General features: G+C 66.5%; 20 protein-coding genes and 2 pseudogenes. 11 read left to right on the forward strand and 11 right to left on the reverse strand.

Annotated features, from left to right (window positions below):
• Nucleotides 1-402, forward strand: a pseudogene (gene rpsA / locus JO059_RS09695) (30S ribosomal protein S1); the annotation flags it as partial.
• A gap of 13 nt (nucleotides 403-415) precedes the next feature.
• Nucleotides 416-1,648 carry a dephospho-CoA kinase gene (coaE, locus tag JO059_RS09700; RefSeq protein ID WP_293316112.1) on the forward strand — a complete coding sequence of 411 codons (1,233 nt, stop codon included), beginning with the start codon at nucleotides 416-418 and terminating at the stop codon, nucleotides 1,646-1,648.
• Here the strand turns inward: coaE and JO059_RS09705 are convergent.
• From JO059_RS09705 to JO059_RS09725, 5 genes are all read right to left on the reverse strand, one after another.
• Nucleotides 1,645-2,061, reverse strand: coding sequence for a hypothetical protein (locus tag JO059_RS09705; RefSeq protein WP_293316114.1), 417 nt, complete (start codon nucleotides 2,059-2,061; stop codon nucleotides 1,645-1,647). The two genes, coaE and JO059_RS09705, sit on opposite strands and share 4 nt — an antisense overlap.
• A 152-nt stretch (nucleotides 2,062-2,213) precedes the next feature.
• Nucleotides 2,214-2,348, reverse strand: a complete 135-nt coding sequence (locus tag JO059_RS09710; protein ID WP_293316116.1) for a hypothetical protein — start codon at nucleotides 2,346-2,348, stop codon at nucleotides 2,214-2,216.
• The gene (gene ligD / locus JO059_RS09715; RefSeq protein WP_293316118.1) at nucleotides 2,348-3,382 is read right to left on the reverse strand and encodes a non-homologous end-joining DNA ligase; all 1,035 of its coding nucleotides are present in this window, start codon (nucleotides 3,380-3,382) and stop codon (nucleotides 2,348-2,350) included. Before ligD ends, JO059_RS09710 begins: the two co-directional genes overlap by 1 nt.
• A gap of 62 nt (nucleotides 3,383-3,444) precedes the next feature.
• A complete protein-coding gene (locus JO059_RS09720; RefSeq protein WP_293316148.1) occupies nucleotides 3,445-3,888 on the reverse strand; it encodes a DUF402 domain-containing protein in 444 nt (147 codons plus the stop codon).
• A gap of 65 nt (nucleotides 3,889-3,953) precedes the next feature.
• Nucleotides 3,954-6,689, reverse strand: coding sequence for an FHA domain-containing protein (locus JO059_RS09725; protein ID WP_293316120.1), 2,736 nt, complete (start codon nucleotides 6,687-6,689; stop codon nucleotides 3,954-3,956).
• A gap of 270 nt (nucleotides 6,690-6,959) precedes the next feature.
• Here JO059_RS09725 and JO059_RS09730 point away from each other — a divergent pair, with 270 nt between their 5' ends.
• The 3 genes from JO059_RS09730 to JO059_RS09740 all read left to right on the forward strand — a co-directional run bounded on the left by JO059_RS09730 (nucleotide 6,960) and on the right by JO059_RS09740 (nucleotide 10,682).
• Nucleotides 6,960-9,050, forward strand: a complete 2,091-nt coding sequence (locus tag JO059_RS09730) for a serine/threonine-protein kinase (RefSeq protein WP_293316122.1) — start codon at nucleotides 6,960-6,962, stop codon at nucleotides 9,048-9,050.
• A 129-nt stretch (nucleotides 9,051-9,179) separates the two neighbouring features.
• Nucleotides 9,180-9,455, forward strand: coding sequence for a hypothetical protein (locus tag JO059_RS09735; RefSeq protein ID WP_293316124.1), 276 nt, complete (start codon nucleotides 9,180-9,182; stop codon nucleotides 9,453-9,455).
• Between the two features lie 3 nt (nucleotides 9,456-9,458).
• A complete protein-coding gene (locus JO059_RS09740; protein ID WP_293316126.1) occupies nucleotides 9,459-10,682 on the forward strand; it encodes a hypothetical protein in 1,224 nt (407 codons plus the stop codon).
• A gap of 242 nt (nucleotides 10,683-10,924) precedes the next feature.
• Here JO059_RS09740 and JO059_RS09745 read toward each other — a convergent pair whose 3' ends face one another.
• Together JO059_RS09745 and JO059_RS09750 are read right to left on the reverse strand one after the other, a co-directional pair.
• Nucleotides 10,925-11,332: a hypothetical protein gene (locus tag JO059_RS09745; RefSeq protein WP_293316128.1), complete on the reverse strand. Its 408-nt coding sequence runs from the start codon at nucleotides 11,330-11,332 to the stop codon at nucleotides 10,925-10,927.
• 170 nt (nucleotides 11,333-11,502) lie between these two features.
• Nucleotides 11,503-12,081 (reverse strand): hypothetical protein, encoded by a 579-nt coding sequence (locus tag JO059_RS09750; protein WP_293316130.1) that lies wholly within the window; start codon nucleotides 12,079-12,081, stop codon nucleotides 11,503-11,505.
• Here JO059_RS09750 and uvrB point away from each other — a divergent pair.
• A complete protein-coding gene (uvrB, locus tag JO059_RS09755; RefSeq protein ID WP_293316132.1) occupies nucleotides 12,046-14,217 on the forward strand; it encodes an excinuclease ABC subunit UvrB in 2,172 nt (723 codons plus the stop codon). The genes JO059_RS09750 and uvrB overlap by 36 nt on opposite strands.
• 63 nt (nucleotides 14,218-14,280) lie before the next feature.
• Here the strand turns inward: uvrB and JO059_RS09760 are convergent, their stop codons facing one another.
• Nucleotides 14,281-15,849 carry a glycosyltransferase family 39 protein gene (locus tag JO059_RS09760; RefSeq protein WP_293316150.1) on the reverse strand — a complete coding sequence of 523 codons (1,569 nt, stop codon included), beginning with the start codon at nucleotides 15,847-15,849 and terminating at the stop codon, nucleotides 14,281-14,283.
• A 268-nt stretch (nucleotides 15,850-16,117) separates the two neighbouring features.
• On the opposite strand from JO059_RS09760, the gene JO059_RS09765 reads away from it, so the two are divergent.
• Entirely contained in the window at nucleotides 16,118-16,561 is a 444-nt protein-coding gene (locus tag JO059_RS09765) for a universal stress protein (RefSeq protein WP_293316134.1), read from the forward strand.
• A gap of 5 nt (nucleotides 16,562-16,566) precedes the next feature.
• On the opposite strand, the gene JO059_RS09770 is transcribed toward JO059_RS09765, so the two are convergent.
• Nucleotides 16,567-17,244, reverse strand: a complete 678-nt coding sequence (locus JO059_RS09770) for an MBL fold metallo-hydrolase (RefSeq protein WP_293316136.1) — start codon at nucleotides 17,242-17,244, stop codon at nucleotides 16,567-16,569.
• A 130-nt stretch (nucleotides 17,245-17,374) separates the two neighbouring features.
• On the opposite strand from JO059_RS09770, the gene uvrA reads away from it, so the two are divergent.
• Nucleotides 17,375-20,239 carry an excinuclease ABC subunit UvrA gene (uvrA, locus tag JO059_RS09775; RefSeq protein WP_293316138.1) on the forward strand — a complete coding sequence of 955 codons (2,865 nt, stop codon included), beginning with the start codon at nucleotides 17,375-17,377 and terminating at the stop codon, nucleotides 20,237-20,239.
• Nucleotides 20,240-20,477: 238 nt separating this feature from the next.
• Here uvrA and JO059_RS09780 read toward each other — a convergent pair whose 3' ends face one another.
• Complete coding sequence (locus JO059_RS09780; RefSeq protein WP_293316140.1) at nucleotides 20,478-20,720, reverse strand: hypothetical protein; 243 nt, start codon at nucleotides 20,718-20,720, stop codon at nucleotides 20,478-20,480.
• A gap of 9 nt (nucleotides 20,721-20,729) precedes the next feature.
• Nucleotides 20,730-20,855: a hypothetical protein gene (locus tag JO059_RS09785; RefSeq protein WP_293316142.1), complete on the reverse strand. Its 126-nt coding sequence runs from the start codon at nucleotides 20,853-20,855 to the stop codon at nucleotides 20,730-20,732.
• 488 nt (nucleotides 20,856-21,343) lie between these two features.
• On the opposite strand from JO059_RS09785, the gene JO059_RS09790 reads away from it, so the two are divergent.
• The 3 genes and pseudogenes from JO059_RS09790 to JO059_RS09800 form a co-directional block, all read left to right on the forward strand.
• Entirely contained in the window at nucleotides 21,344-22,060 is a 717-nt protein-coding gene (locus JO059_RS09790) for a hypothetical protein (RefSeq protein WP_293316144.1), read from the forward strand.
• A gap of 34 nt (nucleotides 22,061-22,094) precedes the next feature.
• A complete protein-coding gene (locus JO059_RS09795; RefSeq protein WP_293316146.1) occupies nucleotides 22,095-24,209 on the forward strand; it encodes an Rv1355c family protein in 2,115 nt (704 codons plus the stop codon).
• Nucleotides 24,210-24,216: 7 nt separating this feature from the next.
• A pseudogene (locus JO059_RS09800) lies at nucleotides 24,217-24,637 on the forward strand (hypothetical protein); the annotation flags it as partial.

The raw sequence follows: 24,637 nt of genomic DNA on the forward strand, positions 1-24,637 counted from the left end.
ATCGACATCGACCTGGAGCGCCGCCGAATTTCGTTGTCGCTCAAGCAGGCCAACGAGGACTACACCGATGAGTTCGACCCGGCGAAGTACGGCATGGCCGACAGCTACGACGAGCAGGGCAACTACATCTTCCCCGAGGGTTTCGACTCCGAGACCAACGAATGGTTGGAAGGTTTCGACGCCCAGCGCACTGAGTGGGAAGCCCGCTACGCCGAGGCCGAGCGCCGGCACAAGATGCACACCGCGCAGATGGAGAAGTTCGCCGCCGCCGATGCCGCCGGCCACGCCAGCAGCGAATCGGCGCCGGGCAATGGCACGCCACCGGAGAAGGCGGCCGGTGGGTCGCTGGCCAGCGACGCCCAGTTAGCCGCGCTGCGGGAAAAGCTCGCGGGTAACGCCTAACAGCTTTCTCGGCATGCTGCGCGTCGGGTTGACCGGTGGCATCGGCGCCGGGAAGTCGGCGGTCTCAGCGACCTTCGCGGAGTGCGGGGCGGTCATCGTCGACGGTGACGTCATCGCCCGCGAGGTGGTCGAGCCCGGCACCGAGGGCCTGGCGTCGCTCGTGGAGGCGTTCGGCGAGGACATCTTGCTTCCGGACGGATCGCTGGATCGCCCTGCCTTGGCCGCCAAAGCTTTTCGCGACGACGAGGCGCGCAAGAAGCTGAATGGCATCACGCACCCGCTGGTGGGCAAGCGGCGCGCGGAGATCGTCGCGTCTGTATCGGCGGATTCCGTTGTGGTCGAAGATATTCCGCTGCTCGTGGAGTCAGGCATGGCGCCCCTGTTCCCGCTGGTCGTTGTGGTGCATGCGGGTGTCGAGCTGCGCGTGCGACGCCTGGTCGATCAGCGGGGCATGTCCGAGGACGACGCGCGCGCCCGGATCGCCGCGCAGGCCGATGACGAGCAACGCCGTGCCGTCGCCGACATTTGGCTGGACAACTCCGGCAGCCCAGACGATTTGGCGCAGCGGACCCACGACGTGTGGGAGAACCGCATTATGCCGTTAGCGCACAACCTCAGTGCGCGCCGGATCGCCCGGGCCCCGGCGCGGCTGGTTCCACCCGACCCGACATGGCCGGACCAGGCGGGACGAGTCCTGGCACGCCTGAAAACGGCGTGCGGGCACCGTGCGCTGCGCGTCGACCACATAGGTTCGACGGCGGTGCCCGAACTTCCGGCCAAGGACGTGATCGACATCCAGATCACCGTCGAATCACTTGCGGTCGCAGACGAACTCGCCGATCCACTGCTGTCCGCCGGCTACCCGCGCATCGATCGGATCACCGAGGACGTTGCCAAAACCTCGGATGTCGGGGCACGCAGCACGTTCGATCGTTATGACCACAGCGATGACCCGAGCTTGTGGCACAAGCGGATTCACGCTTCGGCCGACCCCGGTAGGCCCACCAACGTGCACATCCGGGTGGACGGGTGGCCCAATCAGCAGTTCGCGCTGTTATTCGTCGACTGGCTGACGGCGGACCCCGATGTGCGCGCCGACTACCTGGCGGTCAAGCGCGACGCCGAACAGCGCGGCGGCGGTGAGACGGGGTCGATCGGGTCCTATGCCGCCGCGAAGGAGCCGTGGTACGTCGACGCCTACCGCCGGGCGTGGCAGTGGGCCGACTCAACCGGATGGCAGCCCTAGCCGGGTATGGGTGCGCCGCACTGCAGCACACCGTTCTTGGTGCCTCCGTTGCCGGGTCCCGGCCGGACGAACTGGTCCTGCTGCGTGAAGACGTTGTCGTCCACGTCGATCTCGCAGTGCACGTTGGCCGAGTAGGGCCAGTGCAGCAAGATCTGTATGCCGGCCTGTGCCGGGTCGGCCAACACCGTGTTGGCCTCGAATACGCTGCCGGGGATCGAGCTCAGGCCGGTGGTGTTCGTCTGGTTGCCGTTGATGACGAAGGTGGCCTGGCTGCCGTTGGTCACGCCGTCGATCCTGGCCCGGTAGGTGATGTTGTGCAGGTCGGCCCGCGCGTTCGCCGGATTCAGCTGGGAGCCAACCGCGACAGCTGTCAACGCCGCGATCGGCAGCAAACTGCGCTTGCTGAGGCTCATAACTGCCGAGGCTACTCGGCTATCCATTGCCCGACTCCTCAACGGTCCGCGAACGGACCGCATCGTCGCCGGGGCCGCCGCGGACGCGGCGGATTCGTCGGCCGGCCGCCGTATCGCCCAGCTCGCGCCGAAACCCTTGTACGTCAGGCAGTTCAGGCACGAAGCTTCACAAGGCGCTCACCGACGTCACGGATCGTGAACCAGTCAGCACGTAACCCGCGCGCATCCAGCTCATCCCACTCCAGGGGGGTCGCCACCGCGCACACCTCGACCTCGATACGGGACATCATCGCATCTCCCGCACGACGTCCGCGGGATCTTTGTCTGTGCGCAACCCGAGGTAGCGCGGATGGCGCAGCTTGCCGTCGCGCGTCCACTCACTGAAACCGATTTGAACCACGAGCTCCGGTCGTACCCAGCGGGCACCGCTCTGGCGCACCAAACCGCGGTCGAATGGCGGCGAGTCCCGCTCTATCGGCGACAGTCGCTCGTGCAGGCGGTGCAGGGTGGGTGCGTCGAACCCCGTCCCCACCTTGCCGGCGTAGACCAGATCGCCGCCTTCGTGGTAGCCCAGCAGCAGGGCGCCCAACTCAATCCGGCTGCCCTTGGGGCTGGTGTATCCGCCCACGACGAACTCTTGGTCGCGGACACACTTGAACTTCAACCAATTCGGCGAGCGGCGCCCGTCGTACTTCGAGTCGGCCAGCTTGGCGATCACTCCCTCGTCGCCGCGCGCGCATGCGGCTCGGTAGGCCGTGAGGCCGTCACTGACGCGGTGAGTCGTGTAACGCAGCGGGTCGTCGAAGTCGATCACCTTGCGCAGCAGCTTCTTACGCCACAGCAGCGGCAGCTCGATCGTCGATTCGCCGCCGACGTGCAGCAGATCAAAAACGTAGTAGAAGACGCGGACCGGGGATGCGCGGGCCACCTCGGGTTTGGTGATGCCCAGACGACCCTGCAGGCGGCCGAAGCTGGTACGGCGGCCCACGAACGCCACCACCTCGCCGTCCACGACGAACCGGGTCGTCTGCTGCGCCCCGAGCGCATCAACGAGTTCCGGGTAAGTGCCGTTGAGCGGCTGGCGATTTCGCGACAGCAGTCGCACCCGATCGCCGTCACGGAACGCCAGGCAGCGCATCCCGTCGAACTTGCGCTCGAAGATCCAGCGGGGGTCGGAGAACCGGTTCTCGGTCAGCGTGGCCAGCGTGGGAGCTCGCCAGTCGGGCACCGGCTCGTCGTGCAGCGCGGCGCGCACCGATGCGGGCAGATCGGGCAACCCCGTCACGTGCCGCCGCCAGAGTCGCGCCGCCTTCGCTCCCATCGTCCACGCCGGTATTCGCGAAAGCGCACGCGAGATGCATACCCCCCTGCCGGAACGGAAAACTAGCCGGACTCTTGCCAGGTGAGATTCATGCCCACGCTCGCCACCCACCGAGAGAGGTCGTAGTCGTTGCTGGCCAGCCCGTCGACGGCAGCGACGGCGCGCCGCACCGCGCGCTCGGCGACCTCCGGGGTGAGCAAGCCGTGCCGCACGGCCTCGAGGAGCTCATCGACATCGGACAGCTCGACCCCCGAACCGGTGCGGACCACGATGTCGAGGTAGTGGTCCTCGGAACGCCAGACTCTCGCGCCGGGCTGGTATTCGCCCACATCGAGGTAGTAGTCCTGGTCTCGTTCGTGACCCCGATTGAAGTGGAAGACGGTGGCGCGCAAGCCCAACGACGGCAATAGCCACGATTCGAGGTAGTGAAACTGCGCCCTGCCGGGGGTCGGTCGGGCGACGTAAAGCCCCCACGGGCGCACCACATACTCGTCGACCGCCCGCACGATGCCTTTGGGATCGGTATTGGTGCGCGCGCCGAGGTCGAACGTCTCGTGCTTGGGAGGATGAATCACGAGCGTCGGAGCCGGATGCGCCACCGAACAAAGGTGGCATAGAACAGCGACAGCGCGGCCAGCATGCCCATGTCGAACAACCAGATTCTCGATGTGTGTTCCCAGAACCGGTCTTGGGGCAGTAAGGAGCTCGGTACCAGGTGCCGGACGTCGACGGTCGACGCGGCCGCGGCGTAGCCCCAGCGTGCGGGCATCGCGAAAGACAGCTGGCCGAGGCCGAGCCGGCCGGTCACTGGGACCATCCCGCCGCACAGCACAAGTTGCGCCATGATCGACACCACAAACAGCGGCATGATCTGCTCACTCGAGCGGACCAGCGAGGAGATGGCGAGGCCGAGAATGGCCGACGCGACACAGGTCGCGGCGACCGTCGCAAACAGCTCGGCCGTCGCCCACGCGGTGCCATGGGGGCCGGCTCCGAACAGCACGGGCCCCTGGGTGGGGGCGCCCTTTCCTATCACCACGATCGTGGTGGTGATCGCCGACTGCAGGACGGCGAACACGCAGAACACCACGGTTTTGGCGAGCAGGTAGGCGGACGTCGACAATCCGACCGCCTGCTCGCGCTGGAAGATGGCGCGTTCGCCGACCAGGTCGCGGATCGTCAGCGCGGTGCCCATGAAGGCGGCCGCGAGCAGTAGCAGGTTGAGGATCTGGGCGGATTCGTCGGGTGTGCCGCCGTGCGCGTCCGGGACGCCGAATCCGCTACCTCCGGGAACGGTCAGGGACAGCGCGCCGAGAATGAACGGCAAGAGCGCCAGAAATATGAAGTAGGCGCGGTCGGCCAACACCAGGCGAACTTGGCGGCGGGCGATCGTCGAGATTTGGCGCCGCACACTGGTGTGCACCGGTTTGCCCAGGTCGCCCGGCTCGTCGGCCCTCTCCGGCAACAGCCTTTGGGGCCGCTTCCGGGCCTCGGCCCGTTCCAGAAAGCGCCGGTTGGCTTCTTCGGGGTCGGCGCCCACCTGGGTGAAGATCTTGGCCCAGTTGGTGGTTCCCATCGCCTCACCGATCTGGTCGGGCGGGCCGCAGTAGGCCGTCTTGCCGCCCGGCGCCACCAGCAGCAGCTGGTCGCAGACATCGAGGTACGACAACATGTGCGTCACCACGATCACCACGCGGCCCGCGTCCGCCAGCTGCCGCAGCATGGTCATGACCTGGTGGTCCAGTGCCGGGTCGAGGCCCGACGTCGGCTCATCAAGGATCAACAGCGATGGCCCGGTCAGCAGCTCGAGTGCCACCGAGGCGCGTTTGCGCTGACCGCCCGAAAGCTTGTCGACGCGGGTGTCGGCGTGCTTGGTCAGGTCGAGTTCGTCGAGCACTTGGGCGACCACCTTGCCGCGGTCGGCCTTGCCGGTGTCGGGGGGCAGCCGCAGTTCGGCGGCGTATCCCAGCGCCTGGTTGATCGTGAGCTGGCGATGCACGACGTCGTCCTGGGGAACCATGCCGATCCTGCTGCGCAGCGACGCGTATTCGGCATGGATGTCGTGGCCCTCGAAGGTGACCGAGCCGGAGCTGGGGCGGACATAACCCGCGATCAGCCTGGCCAGCGTGGTCTTCCCGGCGCCCGAGCCGCCGATCACAGCGGTCAGCGTGCCGGGTCTGGCGGACAGCGATATGTCGTCCAGCAGTTGCTTGCCGTTGTCGACGACGTACTTGACTCCCCGCACCTCCAAACCGCCCGTGCGGGTTGCCGCCTCGCTGCTCTGAATCAGCGTCCCGCCGCGGAACACCAGATCGACATTGCCAATGGTGACGACGTCGCCCTCCGTCAAGATCGCCGAGCCCACCCGGGTGCCGTTGACGAACGTTCCGTTGATGCTGTTGTCCCGGATCTCGGTGCCCAGCGGCGTGGGGATCAATGTCGCGTGTTGACGCGAGGCCAAGACGTCGGAGACGACGATGTCGCTCTCGGCCGCGCGACCGATCGTCATGGCGCCGACGGTGCCCGAGGCCGATGACAACCGCGGTGAGAGCAGCTTCACGAAGCGCGTCGCCAGGTTCGACACGTCGGCCGTCTTGGTGTTGATCACGGTGGACTCGGGCGCTGGCGTGCCTTCCTGCCGGGCCGCATCGATGGTGACCTCCGTCGGCGGGTCTGGCGCCGGCCCACGGGCCGGCTGCACTTGGGCCGGCAGCCCTGCTGTGTGAATCCGCGAGGGTGGTCCCTGGCGCGGCGGCGGAATCGGCTGCCTGGGCGGGGGTAGGCCGGGCGGTCTGGACTCCTGGGGCGGCCTCGGGCGCGGCGGTGCCGCATGGTGGTGCCCGCGAGGGGGATTTCCCGGCTGGCTGCCCGTCTGGCCGGGCCGCGGCGACGGCGGAGCGATTGGAGTTGTCGGTTCCGGGATCGTTGTCCAGGCCAGGGTGGGCGGGCCGGAATCCTGCATCGGCCTCGGCTGGGCGGTGCGGGTTGCCTGCCCCCGCTGCGGTCCGATCGCGAAGGTCAGCTCGGGCCCTCGTGGGTTTCCGACGTTGATGCTCTGACCGTCATGGATCTGGATCACGGGCATCCGGTAGCCGTTGACGTAGGTTCCGTTGAGCGAGCCGTTATCGATCGCCAGCCACCGCCCCTGATCGAACCTCAGGATCAGGTGAGCGCGGGAGATCCGCGGGTCGGCGATGCGCAAGTCGGCATTGACGTCGCGCCCGATGACGACCTCATGACCCGGCGCGAAGGACCGTTGGGACGCGTCGTGCCGAATTGTCAGGACAGGCGGGGCGGGTCGGGTCACTACTCAAGTATGTCGGCGGCGTGAGTCGGCTCCATGAGACCCGGCTGTGATTTGTCCTTCGGATGAAGAAGTGGGCACTCATAGCTGTTTCATAGCCTGCTGAGACAAAGGTCCAATCGAGGTTGGGCATGATTCCTACGTGACGGGAGTCAAGGCTTCGTGTTGCCACGCGCCGTGCACGCCACCGTGCCGGTCATCCTGATCCGCCCCGTATCAGGCTGCGGCGATCACCCGCAGGTAGTGAGGACAAACCAGGGGGGCCCACACAGTATGGACGAACATCGGGGGACTGCCCGGCGCATCGAGGCCGGGCGACGGCTGCTCAGCAACCCGCGGGCGGCTCGTGAGGCGCTGCGGATGGGTTTTCACTCGCTGCCGTCGGCGACCGTGGCGCAGCTGTTCCGCCGCATCCAGCCCGTCGGCTCGGCGCCTGACCTCTCGACGCCCGACTTCTCGACGCGGGACTTCTCGACGCCGGACCCGAAGCCTTCGGGGGAAGAGCACAACGGCGAAGCCGGCGGTGGCCGTCACGCGCTCAGCAGTGGCGCGAAATTCGACGGCTATACGATCCTGCGACGGCTCGGCGTGGGCGGAATGGCCGAGGTCTACCTGGCTTTGCATCCTCGGCTGCCGCGTCGCGACGTGATCAAGGTTCTCGCCGAGGCCGTCACCGCGGATCCCGAGTTTCGCGAGCGGTTCAACCGGGAGGCCGACCTGGCCGCCACCCTGTGGCACCCGCACATCGTCGGGGTCCACGATCGCGGCGAATTCGACGGTCACCTCTGGATTTCCATGGACTATGTCGAGGGAACCGATGCCGCCCGGCTGGTCAAGGAGCGCTACCCGGACGGCATGCCGGTCCAGGACGTGTGTGCCATTGTGCAAGCCGTCGCGGGAGCTCTCGACTACGCGCACGATCGCGGCCTGCTGCACCGCGACGTCAAGCCCGCCAACATCCTGCTCACCCATCCAGGGGACGGGGAGCGCCGAATCCTGTTGGCGGACTTCGGCGTTGCGCGCCACCTCGCCAACATCAGCGGCATCACCGAGACCAATGTCGCCGTGGGAACGGTCGCCTATGCGGCGCCCGAACAGCTGACCGGTTGCAACATCGACGGCCGGGCCGACCAATACGCTTTGGCGGCAACGGCTTTCCATCTCCTCACTGGTGCGCCGCCGTTCCAGCATTCCAACCCGATCGCGGTGATCAGTCAGCACTTGCACGAGGATCCGCCCCGGCTCAGCGATCAGCGCCCGGATTTGGCGTATCTCGACGACGTGTTCTGCAAAGCTCTCGCCAAGCGGTCCGAGGACCGGTTCGAGCGGTGCCGCGCGTTCGCAGGCGCCATCACCGCGCGGATCGACGCGGTTTCCGAAGCGGCAAAGGATGCCGGCGCCGCTTCGACGGCGCTGCCGCCCATGCGGCGCAGGTTTTCATCACGCGTGCGGTGGGCGGCGGGGCTGGTCTGCGCGGTGCTGATCGCCGTCGCGACGACCTGGTCGACGCTGTACTCGTTTCGCCCGGCGAGCCCCTCCGGAGACCCCTCGCTGGCCTCCAGGCCATCGGCGCCTGCGCCCAATGCTGCGCCCGCGAAACCGGGCGGGCCGGTGGAAAACGGCACCTTCCGGTTGACCTACGACCGCGGCAAGCTGACCGGCAACGGCATCCCCGTCCGGCATGACGGGGCCACGAGTGCCTGGTGGGCCTTCCGCTGGGTGTGCACAAGCAACGACGGGTGCGTGGCCACCGGAACCCAGCTCGACGACGCGGACCACCAGGTTGCCAGCACCGTCGACGGCGGCCACACCGACACGCTGCACTTCATATCCGGCTACTGGCAGGGCACTCCCCAGCAGGAGCGCGTCGGCTGCACTCCGCCGAACGGCCAAGCCCCGGCCACCCAGCAAGAAACCGTCGCCTGGTCGTTGGCGCCGCAGAACGACGGCTCCCTGCGCGGCACGCAAACCGAGACCGTGCTCAGCGACGAGTGCGGGGCCCGGGGGGCGGTGGTACGGGTGCCCGTGGTGGCCACGCGGGTGGGGGACGCGCCGGCGGGCGTGGACGTGGCCGATCCCAACCAGTTGGTCAGCACCTCGGACACGCCGTCCCAGCCGGTGCCGCCAGTGCTTGGCGGGTCGTGCGGCGATGTCGACAAGCTCGCCTATGACCCGACCAACAACGAGCAGGTCGTTTGCGAAAGCAACGTGTGGGCCAAGGCGCCGATCACGATGGGAGTGCACGCCTCCGGCAGCTCGTGCGACCGGCCGAACACTTCGGTGTTCGCCATGTCCACCTCCAACGACGGCTACTTGCTGCAGTGCGATCCCGTCAGCCGTACGTGGACCCGCCCCGCCGGGTAGATCCTGGCGTCTTTCGGCTGCGCGCGCGCGTATCGACCCGTCGCCACGCCGCGCAGCGCGTCATTCTGCGCACGCTCGTGTGGTCGTGACTGACTTTCGCGGCCCGAGAGTCCGAATAAACTTCCGCGTATGCGTGTGGACGTCGCTGGTGTGCAGGCCATGGCCGGCCGATGGGCCGCATCGGTCGGTGAGCTGAGCAATCCGGCGGCTCCGGAGGGGCTCGGCTTGTCGTGTCAGGCCAGCGCCGCGGCAATAGCCGCCGCCCATGCGGAGGTTACGGCGTTCACGGCGGCGTTGTCCGCGCGCGTGGGTGCCCACGCGACGCACGTTTCTGAGGCTGACGCGCGATACGTCGCCAACGAGGCTGACGCGGCCAACGAGATGTCCGCGGTGATTGGCAGGTAGCGAATGTCCGGGGTCGCGGGGTTTCCCGACCTGTCCGGGCTGTTGTCCTGGCCCACCGAACATCTCACGGCGGCGGCCGACCACTGGGAGGCCGTCGGTGCGCGCAGCTATGGGGTAGCGAACCAGGTGTGGCGGGAGGCGCTTGCTGTCGATTGGCAAGGTGAAGGCGCCGACGCGCTGCGCATGGCGACCCACGCTGACATGCTGACGACGAGCGCGGCGGCGGACCAACTGCAGGCGGCGGCGAAAGTCGCCCGCAGCGGAGCCGCGGATCTGTTTGCCGCCCGCTCGCGGCTGCGCCACGCGATCGAAGACGCCAACGCCGCGGGATTCGATGTGCGCGAAAACATGTCGGTCACCGATCGCTCCACTGGCGGTACGCCCGCGCTGCGCGCCGCCCGGGAAGCGCAGGCACAAACCTTCGCCGCTGACATCCGGCAGCGCGCCCTCCAATTACTGGGGCTCGATCAACAGGTCGCGGCGAAAGTCACCGCGGCTGTAGCCGGCATCCGCGACACCTTTCCGCAGGATTCCGGCACTTCGCGGGATCCCAAAATCCAAGCCGTCGACAACCACACGTTCAAACAGGACCCGCCGCCACCGGGGCCGCCGGGCAATCCGTTCGCGGGCTGGACCGACGAGCAAAAACAGCAAGTGGCTATCGAAATTGCTCACGGTCACGCCTTTGACAAGCACGCGGAGGATTTTCCGAAGGGATGGACCGAGCGCGACCTAGCCCGCTGGATCTATGAGTCAATGAATGACCCTAATACCCGCTTCGGTACCGATATCGATTCGGGCGCGCTAACGCTGCTTCGCGCGGGCAAGATCATTCAGATCAATCCAAAGGGCCGAGACTATGGCACTACTTACGCGCCTGAGCCGCATCCTGGTAGTAACTGGCGGACCCCGCAGGATTACTTTGAGCAGCGCACCCGGTCGGTCGAGCCCCTTCCACCTCCTCCGCCGGGACGGCTCCCGCCCGTCGCTCCTGGCGAAATGGCACCTCCCGCACCTGCACCGCAGGCCCCATCGGCGCCACGAGCAGCGCCTCCGCCGGAGGAATCGCAGCCGACACCTGGGGTGAGGGGCGGCAGGGGGCCCTCGTTCGGCGGTGGACCCGCAACGCCCTTCGGACCTAGGTTGGAACCGCCTCCACACGCCGGCCATCACCAGCCGCCGGTGCTCGGCGATCTGGACCCTGACCCGTGGGATCACGGCGAATGATTCTCAATCGGGTGGGAATAGGACTAGCGACGAGAACTGCTGCGTGGGGGCGCGGTCTATGACATCTACGACTCTGCACGGGCTAATCCCCGCTGGTGGCATCGGCAAGATTGACCGCATTGCCGTTCCCCCGGGGTGCTCGGGATTACCCGGGGCCGTCTGCGTTGACGGCCCGCGAAGCGATTCTGATCCGTGCTTCTTCACGACGTGGCGGTTCGAGTCACCGTTCTCGTTCGTCGGTCTTACTCGGCGGTGCGGGGCGGGCCGCCGTGCGGAAACAACAATCTCGCACGCTTGATGCCGCCGATTTTGCGTTGCAAACCGCGCAGCAAACTCACCGCCTCGGTGTCCGAGTATCCCGTGACGGTCGCGAAACCTCGGCCCGCGCCGACAACTTCGCTCGCCCAGGAACACTCCGTCAGATAGAGGACCCGTGCCCAATCTAGATCGGTTAGCGGCTCGTTATCAGTCACGGCATGTTGAAGGCGAAACGTCAACTCTCCGAACTCATCCCACGTCGATAAGCCCAGAATTTGAAATGGAAAGGGCATCACGGACGCCGCCAACGCCCACTGTTCGAGCGCTTGCGAGATAAAGTCGCGCTCCCTCTCGGTCAGGTCCGCGGCCACAAATTCCATAGAACTTGTCATCGAATCGATCCTAAGACCACCACCGACCGCCTCCGCACCCTGGCAGCAACGCTCTTGAGTTTGCGAGGGCCTCCGAACGGTCAGTGTGGCGAGACACGGGCTGGGGTTGCCGGCCGTCGCCTCGAGAGGTGGCTACGGATCGTAGGCGCGGCCTGGTGAACGGCTGCCGCTCATAACCCCGGCGGGTATTGGCGCCCCTGCTGCTCGCGACGCACGTTTTCGGCCCAACGTTCGTCTTCCTCGATTTCCTCGGCGGTACGCGTCCGGCCACCGGTCGGAAACAACAACTTCGCGCGCCGGATGCCGCCGATCTTGCGTTGCAGGCCGCGCAACAAGCTCACGGCCTCCGTATCGGAGAAACTGGTGACCACGTCAAAGTCCAGGCCCGATCCGATCAGGTCACTTGCCCAAGTGACTTCGGTTAAGAACAACACTCGTGCCCAATCCAGATCGGTCAGCGGCTGGCAACCGGTGATCGCACGTTCAAGGCGCAAGGTCTGTTCGCCGAATTCCCCCCACGTTGACAACCCCAAAACCTGAAACGGAAATGGTTGCCCAGCGGCCGAAGACTCCCACTGCTGCAGGGCCTGGCGAATGAAATCGCGTTCGTCCTGCGTTAGGTCGACCGCCACTAGCTCGGAAGAACTCGTCATCGACTTGATCCTACGACCAGCACCGGGACACTTGTCGGTGCGCCGCTCTACCCTGGTGGCATGGCTTTCGCCACTGAGCACCCAGTAGTTGCGCACTCGGAATACCGCCCGGCCGCAGAGGACGTCGAAGGGTTGGTGCGCGCCGGCGGCCGCTTCGAGGTGGTCAGCCCGCACGCCCCTGCAGGAGATCAGCCGGCCGCGATCGACGAGCTCGAACGGCGAATCCGCGCGGGGGAGCGCGACGTCGTGCTCCTGGGCGCCACCGGCACCGGCAAATCGGCCACCACGGCGTGGCTGATCGAGCGGCTGCAACGCCCCACCCTGGTGATGGCGCCCAATAAGACGCTGGCCGCCCAATTGGCCAACGAATTGCGAGAGATGTTGCCGCACAACGCCGTCGAGTACTTCGTCTCGTACTACGACTACTACCAGCCAGAGGCGTACATCGCCCAGACCGACACCTACATCGAGAAGGACAGCTCGATCAACGACGACGTGGAACGGCTGCGGCACTCCGCGACGTCGTCGCTGCTGTCCCGCCGCGACGTGGTGGTCGTGGCGTCGGTGTCCTGCATTTACGGCCTGGGCACCCCGCAGTCCTATCTCGACCGCTCCGTCGAACTCCGAGTGGGCATCGAGGTTCCACGGGACGCGTTGCTGCGGCTGCTGGTCGACGTGCAGTACAACCGGAACGATCTGTCCTTCACCCGCGGGTCGTTCCGCGTGCGTGGCGACACCGTGGAGATCATCCCGTCGTATGAGGAGCTGGCGGTTCGCATCGAGTTCTTCGGCGATGAAATCGAGGCGCTGTACTACCTGCACCCGCTGACCGGCGAGGTGATCCGCCAGGTGGACTCGCTGCGGATCTTCCCCGCGACGCATTACGTGGCCGGACCTGAGCGGATGGCCCACGCCATCTCGACCATCGAGCAGGAGTTGGCGGAGCGGCTCGCCGAACTGGAACGCCAGGGCAAGCTGCTGGAGGCCCAGCGGCTGCGGATGCGCACCAACTACGACATCGAGATGATGCGTCAGGTCGGGTTCTGCTCGGGCATCGAGAACTACTCTCGGCACATCGACGGCCGGGGGCCGGGCTCGCCGCCGGCGACCTTGCTCGACTACTTCCCGGAGGACTTCCTGCTCGTCATCGACGAATCGCATGTCACGGTGCCGCAAATCGGCGGCATGTACGAGGGCGACATGTCGCGCAAGCGAAACCTCGTGGAGTACGGGTTCAGGTTGCCATCGGCGTGCGACAACCGCCCGTTGACGTGGGAGGAGTTCGCCGCCCGGATCGGCCAGACGGTCTACCTGTCGGCTACGCCCGGGCCGTACGAGCTCAGCCAGACCGGTGGCGAGTTCGTCGAACAGGTGATCCGACCCACCGGCCTGGTCGACCCGAAGGTGGTGGTCAAGCCGACGAAGGGACAGATTGACGACCTGATCGGTGAGATCCGCGCGCGCGCCGAGGCCGACCAGCGGGTGCTCGTGACGACGCTGACCAAGAAGATGGCCGAGGACCTCACCGACTACCTGCTGGAGATGGGCATCCGTGTGCGCTACCTGCACTCCGAGGTCGACACCCTGCGCCGCGTCGAACTGCTGCGCCAGCTGCGATTGGGCGACTACGACGTGCTGGTCGGCATCAACCTGCTGCGCGAGGGCCTCGACCTCCCCGAGGTGTCGCTGGTGGCGATCCTCGACGCCGACAAGGAAGGTTTCTTGCGGTCGGCGCGCAGCCTGATCCAGACCATCGGCCGCGCCGCCCGCAACGTGTCCGGCGAAGTCCACATGTACGCCGACACGATCACCGACTCCATGAAGGAGGCGATCGACGAAACCGAACGTCGGCGGGCGAAGCAGATCGCCTACAACGAGGCCAATGGCATCGACCCGCAGCCGCTCCGCAAGAAGATCGCCGACATCCTCGACCAGGTCTATCGCGAGGCAGACGACACCGAGACCGTCGGGGTCGGCGGGTCCGGGCGCAACGCGTCCCGCGGTCGGCGTGCCCAGGGTGAGCCCGGTCGCGCCGTCAGCGCCGGGGTGTTCGAGGGCCGCGACGTCGCGTCCATGCCGCGCGCCGAACTGGCCGATCTGATCAAGGATCTCACCGCACAGATGATGGCCGCCGCGCGTGATTTGCAGTTCGAGCTGGCGGCCAGGTTTCGCGACGAGATCGCCGACCTCAAGAAGGAACTGCGGGGAATGGACGCCGCCGGCCTGAAGTGACGCATGCGGTGGCCAAACCTGCATGCCACTCAGGCACCCGCAAGCGGCGGTTCTACGCGCCCGTCACCGCGTCGATCTGACGACCTGTGAGTAATGAAATTGCCAGCGCTCGACGATGCGGAAGCCCAGGTAGCCGGGGAATCGATACGCGGGTGCACGCCCGAACGCGGTTCCCGTGGGCAGCGACTGGCCGGTCTGGTGATCGGGCAGTGACTTGTCTTTGTCGGTGATGGTCCAGATGGTGGTGCACTTGTTGATCTTGGCGGTCGTCAGCCAGACCGCGACGTGGCCGTCCCACAACGAGCCGACCTTGGGTCCGTACGCGCCGCGTTCGACGTCTATCAACGACCGGAAGGCCTCCGGGCGGGTGGCCAGCAGGGCGCGGATCGGCCCCGGCCGCCACGGCACTGTGTTGTCCACTATCAGGCAGTCACCCGGGGCCGCGTGCGAGCCGATCAGGTCGGCCACCTGGCTGTAATCCCAGCCTTCCTTGGCGTAGGGCCAGCGCTGGACGAAGAGGTAGTTGGGCAGCGCGGCCGCGGCGAACAGCAGCACCACAGCCGCGATCGCCCACGGTCGCCGCGCGATGGTGACGATGCAAACTGCCATGACGACGGCCGCCGCCGGCGCCGTGAAGATCAGGTAGCGCGGGTAGTAGATCGGTTCACCGACAGCCGAGTAGACGACGACGAGCGCGGTGGGGATGACGATCCATGCCGTGCAGATGATCAGCAGGGTGCGCGCGTCGCCGGCCGGGCCCTGCACTCCCCTCAGGCGCGCCACGGCCGCGGCCGCGATGAGCACGCCCGTGAGAATCGCGAACGGGACGCTGTGGTCGAAATACTGCCGAAGGATGATGTCGAAGGCGTAATGCCAGCTCACCGGGTAGATCCAGTTGACCTGCCAGACCTGGTTGTGGGCGAACACCATGAACGGCGTCATGATGCCGACGGCGATCGCGGAACTGGCTGCCCACCAAACCACCGGCGACTTGCGGGAGTCCTTCGGCGTCAGCACCGGCAGCATCGCGGCGTACACAAACACCAGCAGCACCAGGTTCAGATTCAGCAGAATCGCCAGCGTCAACGCCACCGCGTAAGCCACCCACACCCTGGGCCGATTGCGCCGGAGGGCGGTGACCAGCAACACCGTCAGCCAGACGGCCGCGGCGGCCGCGAACGCATACGAACGCGCCTCGATGCCCGCCCACGTGGTCCGAGGCAGGATGGCGAAAACCGCACCGGCGCACAGCGCCGTCGCTCGGCCGCAGAGAAACTGCCGGACGAACACAGTGGCGCCGGCGGCCGCGGCCCCGATCGCCAGCGCGCTCGGCACCCGCGACCAGAATTCGGTGGCCGGAAAAATCGCGAACCAGCCGTGCATCAGCAGGTAATACAGCCCGTGAACAGCATCGATGTGGCCCAGCAGCTTCCACAGCTCAGGCAGCGTGCGGCTCGCCGAAGCCGAAATGGTCGCGCCCTCGTCAAACCAAAGGGAAGGCCTGCAGGCCCAGGCGGCGCTGATCACGGCGGCGAACGCGGCGATCGCCCAGGGATCGAGCAACCGGCCGCGCCGACGCACGGGCCCGCGCTCTGCCACGGCCCCCGCGGCGCGGCGCTGCAAGGTGGGCATAGACATGATGCCTGTCACTGTAGGGCGCACCACACCAACCGGCTCACCATGAGTCGGCCATTTCGCGAGAACCCGCCCTATGGAACCCTTTTCATCGCGAACACCAGCGCCGGCTGGTATTTCACCGCGGAATTCTGTCGTCGGCGCAGCAAGGCCCGGCAATTCCCGTTTCGCCACTCCGTGGCTGTGTGGTTGATTCTGACTGCTCTTTATCGGGCAAAAGCGATACTGTCTTGGGTTGGCGTAGCAACCGACACTGGGAGGGTAAATGAGCGCCTATCGGACCGTGGTCGTCGGGACCGACGGCTCGGATTCATCGTTTCGCGCGGTGGACCGGGCGGCCGCAATCGCCGGGGCCGACGCCAAGTTGATTGTCGCGTCGGCATATCTGCCCCAGCACGAGGACACCCGCGCCGCCGACGTGCTGCGGAATGAAAGCTACAAGGTGTCCGGTGCTGGCCCGATCTACTCGATCCTGCAGGACGCCAAAGAGCGGGCGCACAAGGCGGGCGCCAAGAACGTGGAAGAGCGGCCCATCGAGGGCGCTCCCGTTGACGCCCTCGTGAAGCTGGCCGAGGACGAAAAAGCCGACCTGTTGGTTGTCGGAAATGTCGGCCTGAGCACGATCGCGGGCCGGCTGCTCGGATCCGTGCCGGCCAACGTCTCCCGTCGGGCCAAGGTCGACGTGCTGATCGTGCACACCACGAATTAGGGCGCTCACCAACGCCGCTCGCGCCACTCCTCGAGATGCGGACGCTCGGCGCCCAGCGTCGTGTCGTCACCGTGGCCCGGGTAGACGACCGTGTCGTCGCCGAAACGGTCGAACACCCGGGTCTTCACGTCCTGGTATAGCGAGTCGAATTCGGCCGGCTTCGTGGTCCGCCCGAGACCGCCGGGGAACAGGCAGTCGCCCGTGAACAGCTGGGTGACACCGCCGGTGGCGGGCCCGTCGAGGGCCAGGGCGATCGATCCGGGCGTGTGGCCGCGGAGGTGGATGACGTCGAAGCTGAGGTCGCCGATCTGCACGGTGTCGCCGCCGGCCAGCAAACGGTCCGGCTTGACCGGCAGGGGCCCGGCATCAATCTCGTTGGCGGCGGTCGGTGCGCCCGTCGCGGCGGCCACGGACTCCAGCGCCTGCCAGTGATCGAAGTGCTGGTGACTGGTCACGATCAACGTCACCTTGGGCGCATGCTCTTGGATCAGGCCGATCAGGACGTCAGCGTCGTTGGCGGCGTCGACTAGCAGTGTGTCTCCGGTCGCGGAACATGTGACGAGATACGCGTTGTTGTCCATCGGGCCCACCGACGCCTTTAAGATCGTGGCGCCGGGTAGGGTCCGGCGAGCCGCGGTGCCAGGGTCGACGTGTCCGGTGTAGTTGTCCTTCACGGCGGTCATAGCGGTCACGTTACTGGTCGAACAATGCTTGTCGGTATGGGCACATAGCATGGAATGCGCCCTGCGCAGTTTTGGTTTCAGAACCGCTGGAGCACTCGAAAGTTGCGAAATAGTTCCTGAGAGAGGCAGCGTGGCCGACCGCCTGATCATCAAGGGCGCCCGCGAACACAATTTGCGAGGCGTCGACCTCGACCTGCCGCGGGACTCGCTGATCGTCTTCACGGGGTTGTCCGGATCGGGCAAGTCCTCACTGGCGTTCGACACCATCTTCGCCGAGGGCCAGCGCCGCTACGTGGAGTCGCTGTCGGCCTACGCCCGCCAGTTCCTGGGGCAGATGGACAAGCCGGACGTCGACTTCATCGAAGGTCTCTCGCCCGCGGTGTCGATCGACCAGAAGTCGACCAACCGCAACCCCCGATCGACTGTAGGGACGATCACCGAGGTCTACGACTACCTGCGTCTGCTCTATGCGCGCGCGGGCACACCCCACTGCCCGGTCTGCGGACACCGGATCGCCCGCCAAACTCCGCAGCAAATCGTCGACCAGGTGCTGGCAATGCCGGAGGGCACGCGCTTCCTGGTGCTCGCGCCGGTGGTGCGCACCCGCAAGGGCGAGTTCGCCGACCTGTTCGAGAAGCTCAACGCGCAGGGATACAGCCGGGTACGGGTGGACGGCGTGGTCCATTCGCTAACCGATCCGCCGAAGCTGAAGAAGCAGGAGAAGCACGACATCGAGGTGGTGGTGGACCGCCTGACGGTCAAGGCCGCTGCCAAGCAGCGGCTGACCGACTCGGTGGAGACCGCACTGAAGCTGGCTGACGGCATCGTGGTGCTCGAATTTATCGATCACGAACATGACGCGCATAACCGCGAGCAGCGGTTCTCCGAGAAGCTGGCCTGCCCCAACGGGCACGCGCTGGCGGTCGACGACCTGGAACCGCGCTCGTTCTCGTTCAACTCGCCCTACGGCGCCTGCCCCGAGTGCACCGGCCTGGGCATCCGCAAGGAGGTCGACCCGGACCTCGTGGTGCCCGACGCCGACCGCACGCTGGCCGAGGGCGCGGTTGCGCCGTGGTCGACGGGTCACACCGCGGAGTACTTCGTCCGGATGATGGCCGGACTGGGTGACGCGCTGGGATTCGACGTCGACACGCCGTGGCGAAAACTCCCGGCCAAGGCGCGCAAGGCGATCCTCGAGGGATCCGACCAGCAGGTGCATGTGCGGTATCGCAACCGGTACGGGCGCACCCGGTCGTACTACGCCGATTTCGAGGGCGTGCTTACGTTCCTGCAGCGCAAGATGAGCCAGACCGAATCCGAGCAGATGAAGGAGCGATACGAGGGCTTCATGCGCGATGTGCCCTGCCCGGTGTGCGAGGGCACCCGGCTGAAGCCGGAGATCCTGGCCGTGACGCTAGCGGCTGGGGATCGCGGTGCGAAGTCGATCGCCGAGGTGAGCGAGCTGTCCATTTCCGACTGTTCCGATTTCTTGAACGCGCTCACGCTGGGTCCGCGCGAGCAGGCGATCGCGGGACAGGTGCTCAAGGAGATCCAGTCCCGGCTCGGCTTCCTGCTCGATGTGGGGCTGGATTATCTGTCCCTGTCGCGGGCGGCGGCCACGCTGTCCGGCGGTGAGGCACAACGCATCCGGCTGGCCACCCAGATCGGGTCGGGCCTGGTCGGCGTCCTCTACGTGCTCGACGAGCCGTCCATCGGCCTGCATCAGCGCGACAACCGTCGCCTCATCGAAACCCTAACCCGCTTAAGGGATTTGGGAAACACGCTGATCGTGGTCGAGCACGACGAGGACACCATCGCGCATGCCGACTGGATCGTCGACATCGGGCCGGGGGCGGGCGAGCATGGCGGCCGGATCGTGCACAGCGGAACCTACGCAGAACTGCTGGCCAACGAGGACTCGATCACCGGCGCCTACCTGTCGGGCAAGGAAAGTATCGATGTTCCCGCCGTCCGGCGCCCCGTCGACCGGCGACGCCAGCTGACCGTCGTCGGCGCCCGCGAGCACAACCTGCGGGGGCTGGACGTGTCGTTTCCCCTGGGCGTGCTGACCGCGGTGACGGGCGTCTCCGGCTCCGGTAAGTCGACGCTGGTCAACGACATCCTGGCCGCCGTGCTGGCCAACCGGCTCAATGGCGCGCGGCAAGTCCCGGGCCGTCACACTCGGGTCACCGGACTCGACCACCTGGACAAGCTGGTGCGGGTGGACCAATCGCCGATCGGCCGCACGCCGCGATCCAACCCGGCGACCTACACCGGGGTATTCGACAAGATCCGTACGCTGTTCGCGGCCACCACCGAGGCGAAGGTCCGTGGATACCAACCCGGCCGATTCTCGTTCAACGTCAAGGGCGGTCGCTGCGAGGCCTGCACCGGCGACGGCACCATCAAGATCGAGATGAACTTCCTGCCGGACGTATACGTGCCGTGCGAGGTCTGCCAGGGCGCCCGGTACAACCGGGAAACCCTCGAGGTCCATTACAAGGGCAAGACGATCTCCGAAGTGTTGGACATGTCGATCGAGGAAGCCGCCGAGTTCTTCGAGCCGATCACCGGTATTCACCGTTATCTGCGCACGCTCGTCGACGTCGGCCTGGGCTATGTGCGGCTGGGTCAGCCCGCCCCCACGCTGTCGGGTGGCGAGGCGCAGCGCGTCAAGCTGGCCGCGGAACTGCAGAAGCGCTCGACCGGGCGCACCATCTACATCCTCGACGAGCCCACCACCGGGCTGCATTTCGACGACATCCGCAAGCTGCTGAACGTCATCAACGGCCTGGTCGACAAAGGCAATACGGTCATTGTCATCGAGCACAACCTCGACGTGATCAAGACGTCGGACTGGATCGTCGACATGGGGCCGGAGGGCGGCGCCGAGGGCGGAACCGTCGTCGCTCAAGGCACTCCGGAGCACATCGCCTCGGTACCGGAAAGCTACACCGGAAAGTTCCTCGCCGACGTCGTCGGCGTCAGCGCCTGAGCGGCTTTCGCCGCGACACTGAAACGTCGCGCACGACACGCCGAAAAGCGCCGCCAGGTGCAAATGGGGCCGGCGTTGCCGTTGGCGTCCAGGCCCGGCAGCAGCGCACACCAGGGCGGGGAGTCGAGGCGGCGTGCAGCCCCCGGCCATGACTTGCGTGAGCGGGGAGTGGCGTGTGGAAAGAAAATGCTTGCGGGCCAAGCTTTACGCTGTTCGCCGACGGTGAAGCGCGCAACGCTCAACGCTCGTCGGAGCGCATCGACTCTCGGATCTGCGCCAGCCACTCGGCCGCGGCGCGCTGGCGCTCCTGGTACTGCTCCTGCACCGCGCGGCCCTCGGGAGTCTCGGCGTCGATTTCCGCCGCACCCTGAGCGGTCGCGTACCGGGATTCGATTTTTTCGCGCACGGATTCAAATGTCGGCACACCGGCGCTGTCGTAGCGGGGCTCAGGGGCCTCGGGGGGCATTGCTTCCTCGGGCATGACAACACGCTACCGTGGCCGCCGGTCGAAATTTCGCGTCGCCGTGGGCACCGAGGTCGCGCGAAGCGGCCGCAGCGCCGCCCGCTCGTAGGCGGTGCCCGGCTCGGCGGTGGAAGTGGCGGAGTGTGCGCTCATGGTACGCGGTTGGCGAACAGGCGCCCAGCTAATGCCTACCGAAAAGTAACCGCTGACGAAATTGTGGAATTCTGCGATTCCAAACAGCCAAAGTTAGCAACGTGCCCAGGATTGCCTGAGGCCGGGCGCAGCGAAGCAATCCCGAATTCGCCGGCAGCTTGCAATGGGTACTGCTTAGAGCGCGCTACGCCAAGCCGATCGCCGCCTCGGGACGCCGGCACGCAAGGACAGCCGCCCGTCTGCGCGGCAATCACGCGACGCCCACGCTTTCGTGTCACCCAGCCGAAGGACAGTCGAGGGGCCGTGCCAGCAAACCCTGGCCTTGTTGCCCGCATCGACCTGCGGTAGGTGCGACGCCTTCGCTGGGTGGATCGAGGGAGAATCAAATTAGCTCAATTATTCGCCGTGTGCCCAAATTGGGAAATAATTCAAGTCGCGCCACACGGAATCAGCCAAAGATGGCGCGGTTCGGAGACGAAGGGATACCTATGGAAGCGGTTCTGCTCGCTGGCAAATCGATCGACGGCTCGTGCGTGGAAGGCCGATGGCGCTGGCGTGATCAGGCGACCGGATGTTTGATAACGGCCTCTAGTCCGGAGGTGGAGCCCGAATTATGGGATAGATACCTCGACGGGGCGCTGCGCAGCTATCGCCGGCACGGGCTGGAATGGGTGCTCGACATCGACGCCGTTCGTGACGGCGCCGACACCGCGCTGTTTTTCGCCGCCGTCGACCCGGCAGGTCGGGTGATCGGGGGCACACGGGTCGTGGGCCCACTGCGATCGCCCGAGGACTCTCATGCGCTCGAGGAGTGGAACGGCAGCCCGGGGCGTACCGAGCTGCGCCGGATGATCGCCAACCGGCTGCCCTTCGGCGTCGTCGAAGTCAAGAGCGCCTGGACCGATTCCCGGGATTACGGCGGCCGGGCGCTGTCGAGGGTGCTGGCCCGCACCGCGTTGCCGATGATGACGCTCCTGGACGTTCAGTTCGTCATGGCCACCGCGGCGGCACATGTGCTGGAGCAGTGGCGCTCCTCCGGGGGCGTCGTGGCCGCGCGGATTCCGGCGGCCGCCTATCCTGATGAGAACTACCGAACCAAGGTCATGTGGTGGGACCGCCGCACCATAGCGACACACGCCGAGCCCGAGCAATTTAAGCTGATGTGCGCAGAGAACTCCGAAATCATCGGTCGTATTTCGGCGTAAGCGAATTGGGGACGGCATCGATGGGAGTCGGGGAATGGACCACAACCATGGGCGCGACGACACGTGTCGTGCAGTGGTTCTCGCCGACGATGCGGCCGACCGAGACGTGCTGGACCGGCTGCGCGCAACTCCGGGCATCGAATTCGTCGACCGTCTCGACCGCGAACCCGCGGACTCCGATCACAAGCACCGGTGGGTGTACTACCCATGGCGCAACGCAGTAGTCAAGGTCCCTGGCCCGCGCGCGTTTGCTGTCGCGCGCCTGGATCGCAACAGGCACCTCATCACCGCCTCCGAGCAACAACGGTTGCAACGCCAGCGGATTGGCGTGGTTGGCCTGAGCTCCGGGCATGCGGTCGCGTATTGTTTGGCGGTGCAAGGGCTTTGCGGCGCGTTGCGGTTGGCCGATGGGGACGTGCTCGAGCTGCCCAATCTGAACAGGGTTCCCGCATCGGTCCTTGAGCTGGGCCTCAACAAGGCCACGGTCGCGGCGCGGCGAATCGCGGAACTCGACCCCTATTTGGACGTGGAGGTGTTCACTTCCGGTGTGACAACTGAACTCGTCGATCGCTTCCTCGACGGTTTGGATGTCCTCGTTGACCAAGCCGATTCCCTCGACATCAAGGTGTTGATCCGTCAGGCCGCCCGCAACCGCGGCATTCCGGTGCTCATGGCCACCAGCGATCGGGGCCAGCTCGACGTCGAGCGGTTCGACCTCCAACCCCGGCCGCCAATCCTGCACGGGCTTCTCGGTGATATCGACGCGACGGCGTTGGCTGGTTTGTCGACCAGGGACAAGCTTCCCTACCTGCTGCGCCTGCTCGATCCCGCGCGTCTTTCGGCGCGCGGGGCGGCATCGCTGGTAGAGGTCGGGCAGACGCTGACGGGTTGGCCCCAGCTGGCCAGCGATATCTGGCTGGGCGCGGCGGCGGTCGCCGAGGCGGTGCGGCGGATAGGGATGGGCGAGCCCCTGCGGTCCGGACGTATCCAGATCAACCTGGCTGACATCCTGGATCGAATCGACCAACCGGTGACGCGTGGTGAAGACGTGGCGGCGGCGTCGGGCGCAGCCCCCCTTGCCGGTGCCGGCGCGGGAGAAGCCCGGATCGCCGACGTGGTCGCCGACGCCGCAATCCGCGCGCCGTCCGGGGGCAACTCACAACCGTGGCGAATCGTCGTGGGTGACAACTCTATTCAGATGCTGCTGGCGGCGGAGGACTCCTCAACAATGGACGTCGAATTCCGCGCCAGCGCGGTCGCGCTGGGCGCGGCCATGTTCAACGCGCGCATTGCGGCGGCCGCGTGCGCGGCGCTGGGCCCGGTCAGCTTCGACGACAACCACCCGGACACGGCGCTTCAGGGAGAAATGGTGTGGGGCAACGGCGATGACCCGCGACTCGCGGAGTTGTACGCGCCGATGCTGGCACGACAAACCAATCGTCACGCCGGTACTCCGGTCGCGGTCCAGCCGGCCATTGCTGCCCGGCTGGAGGCGGTCACGGCGGACGAGGGCGCGCGACTCCGGCTGATCACGGATCGCCAGGAAATCGAGGCAGTGGCCGACATACTGTCGCAGGCCGACCGCATCCGCTATCTGACGCCCCGCTTGCATGCGGATATGGTGTCCGAGCTGCGCTGGCCGACGGATCCGTCGCCGGAGACAGGTATCGACGTCCGTGGCCTGGAGCTCGACTCAGGGGAGTTGGCGGCGCTGGACCTCATTCGGCGTCCGGATGTCATGGCCGAGCTCGCGCGCTGGGACGCGGGCGCGGCGCTGGGCGACATCATCCGCCAACGTGTCACCGCGAGCGCCGCGCTGGCCGTCGTCGCCATCGAGGGCTCAGCGCTCACCGACTACGCCCGCGGCGGCGCGGCGCTGGAAGCGCTATGGATCGCCGCGCAACAAAGCGGATTCGGCGTGCATCCCGTGTCGCCGGTGTTTCTGTACGCGCACAACGACCAGGACCTGCAGACGTTGTCCGCCCGCTACGCCGAGCGGCTGCGGACGCTACGGCAAGGGTTTCGGGCACTCGTCGGGCTCGCCGCGGGGGAACATGAGATATTGCTGCTCCGGCTTGTCGCCGGGCCCGCGCCTTCGGTGCCGGCGCGACGCCGCCCGCTGAGCGCCAGCATGTGCGCGCCGAGGTAGCAGCGACATGGAAAGCCAAACTGGCCCAAGGACTCTGAACTCCATCGTCACCACGGTGGCCACCAAGCTGATGGGTGCGACGAGTAGCACCGCCACCGATATCAGCACCGAAATACTTGCCGAACTGGTGAACATCCTCGGCGTCGACGTCAGCTTCCTTCGGTACAACGATCACAGCATTCATGCGACGGTGTTGGTGGCCGAGTGGCCGCAGCGACCTGACAAACCCGAACCCGACCCGCTGCATACCATCTATTTCGCCGACGCCGACCCGATCTTTGCCCTGTGCGAAAACGCAAAGGTGCCAGTCATTTTGCGTCCCGACATCGCCAACCGCCATTACCAGCGCACCATCACCCAGGCCAGCGGTGTGCCGGGGGTATCCATGGCGTCTATGCCCCTGCTGTCCGGGGACGTCACCACCGGAG

The organism is Mycobacterium sp. (genome assembly GCF_019247615.1).
In the GTDB taxonomy this organism is placed as follows: Bacteria; Actinomycetota; Actinomycetes; order Mycobacteriales; family Mycobacteriaceae; genus Mycobacterium.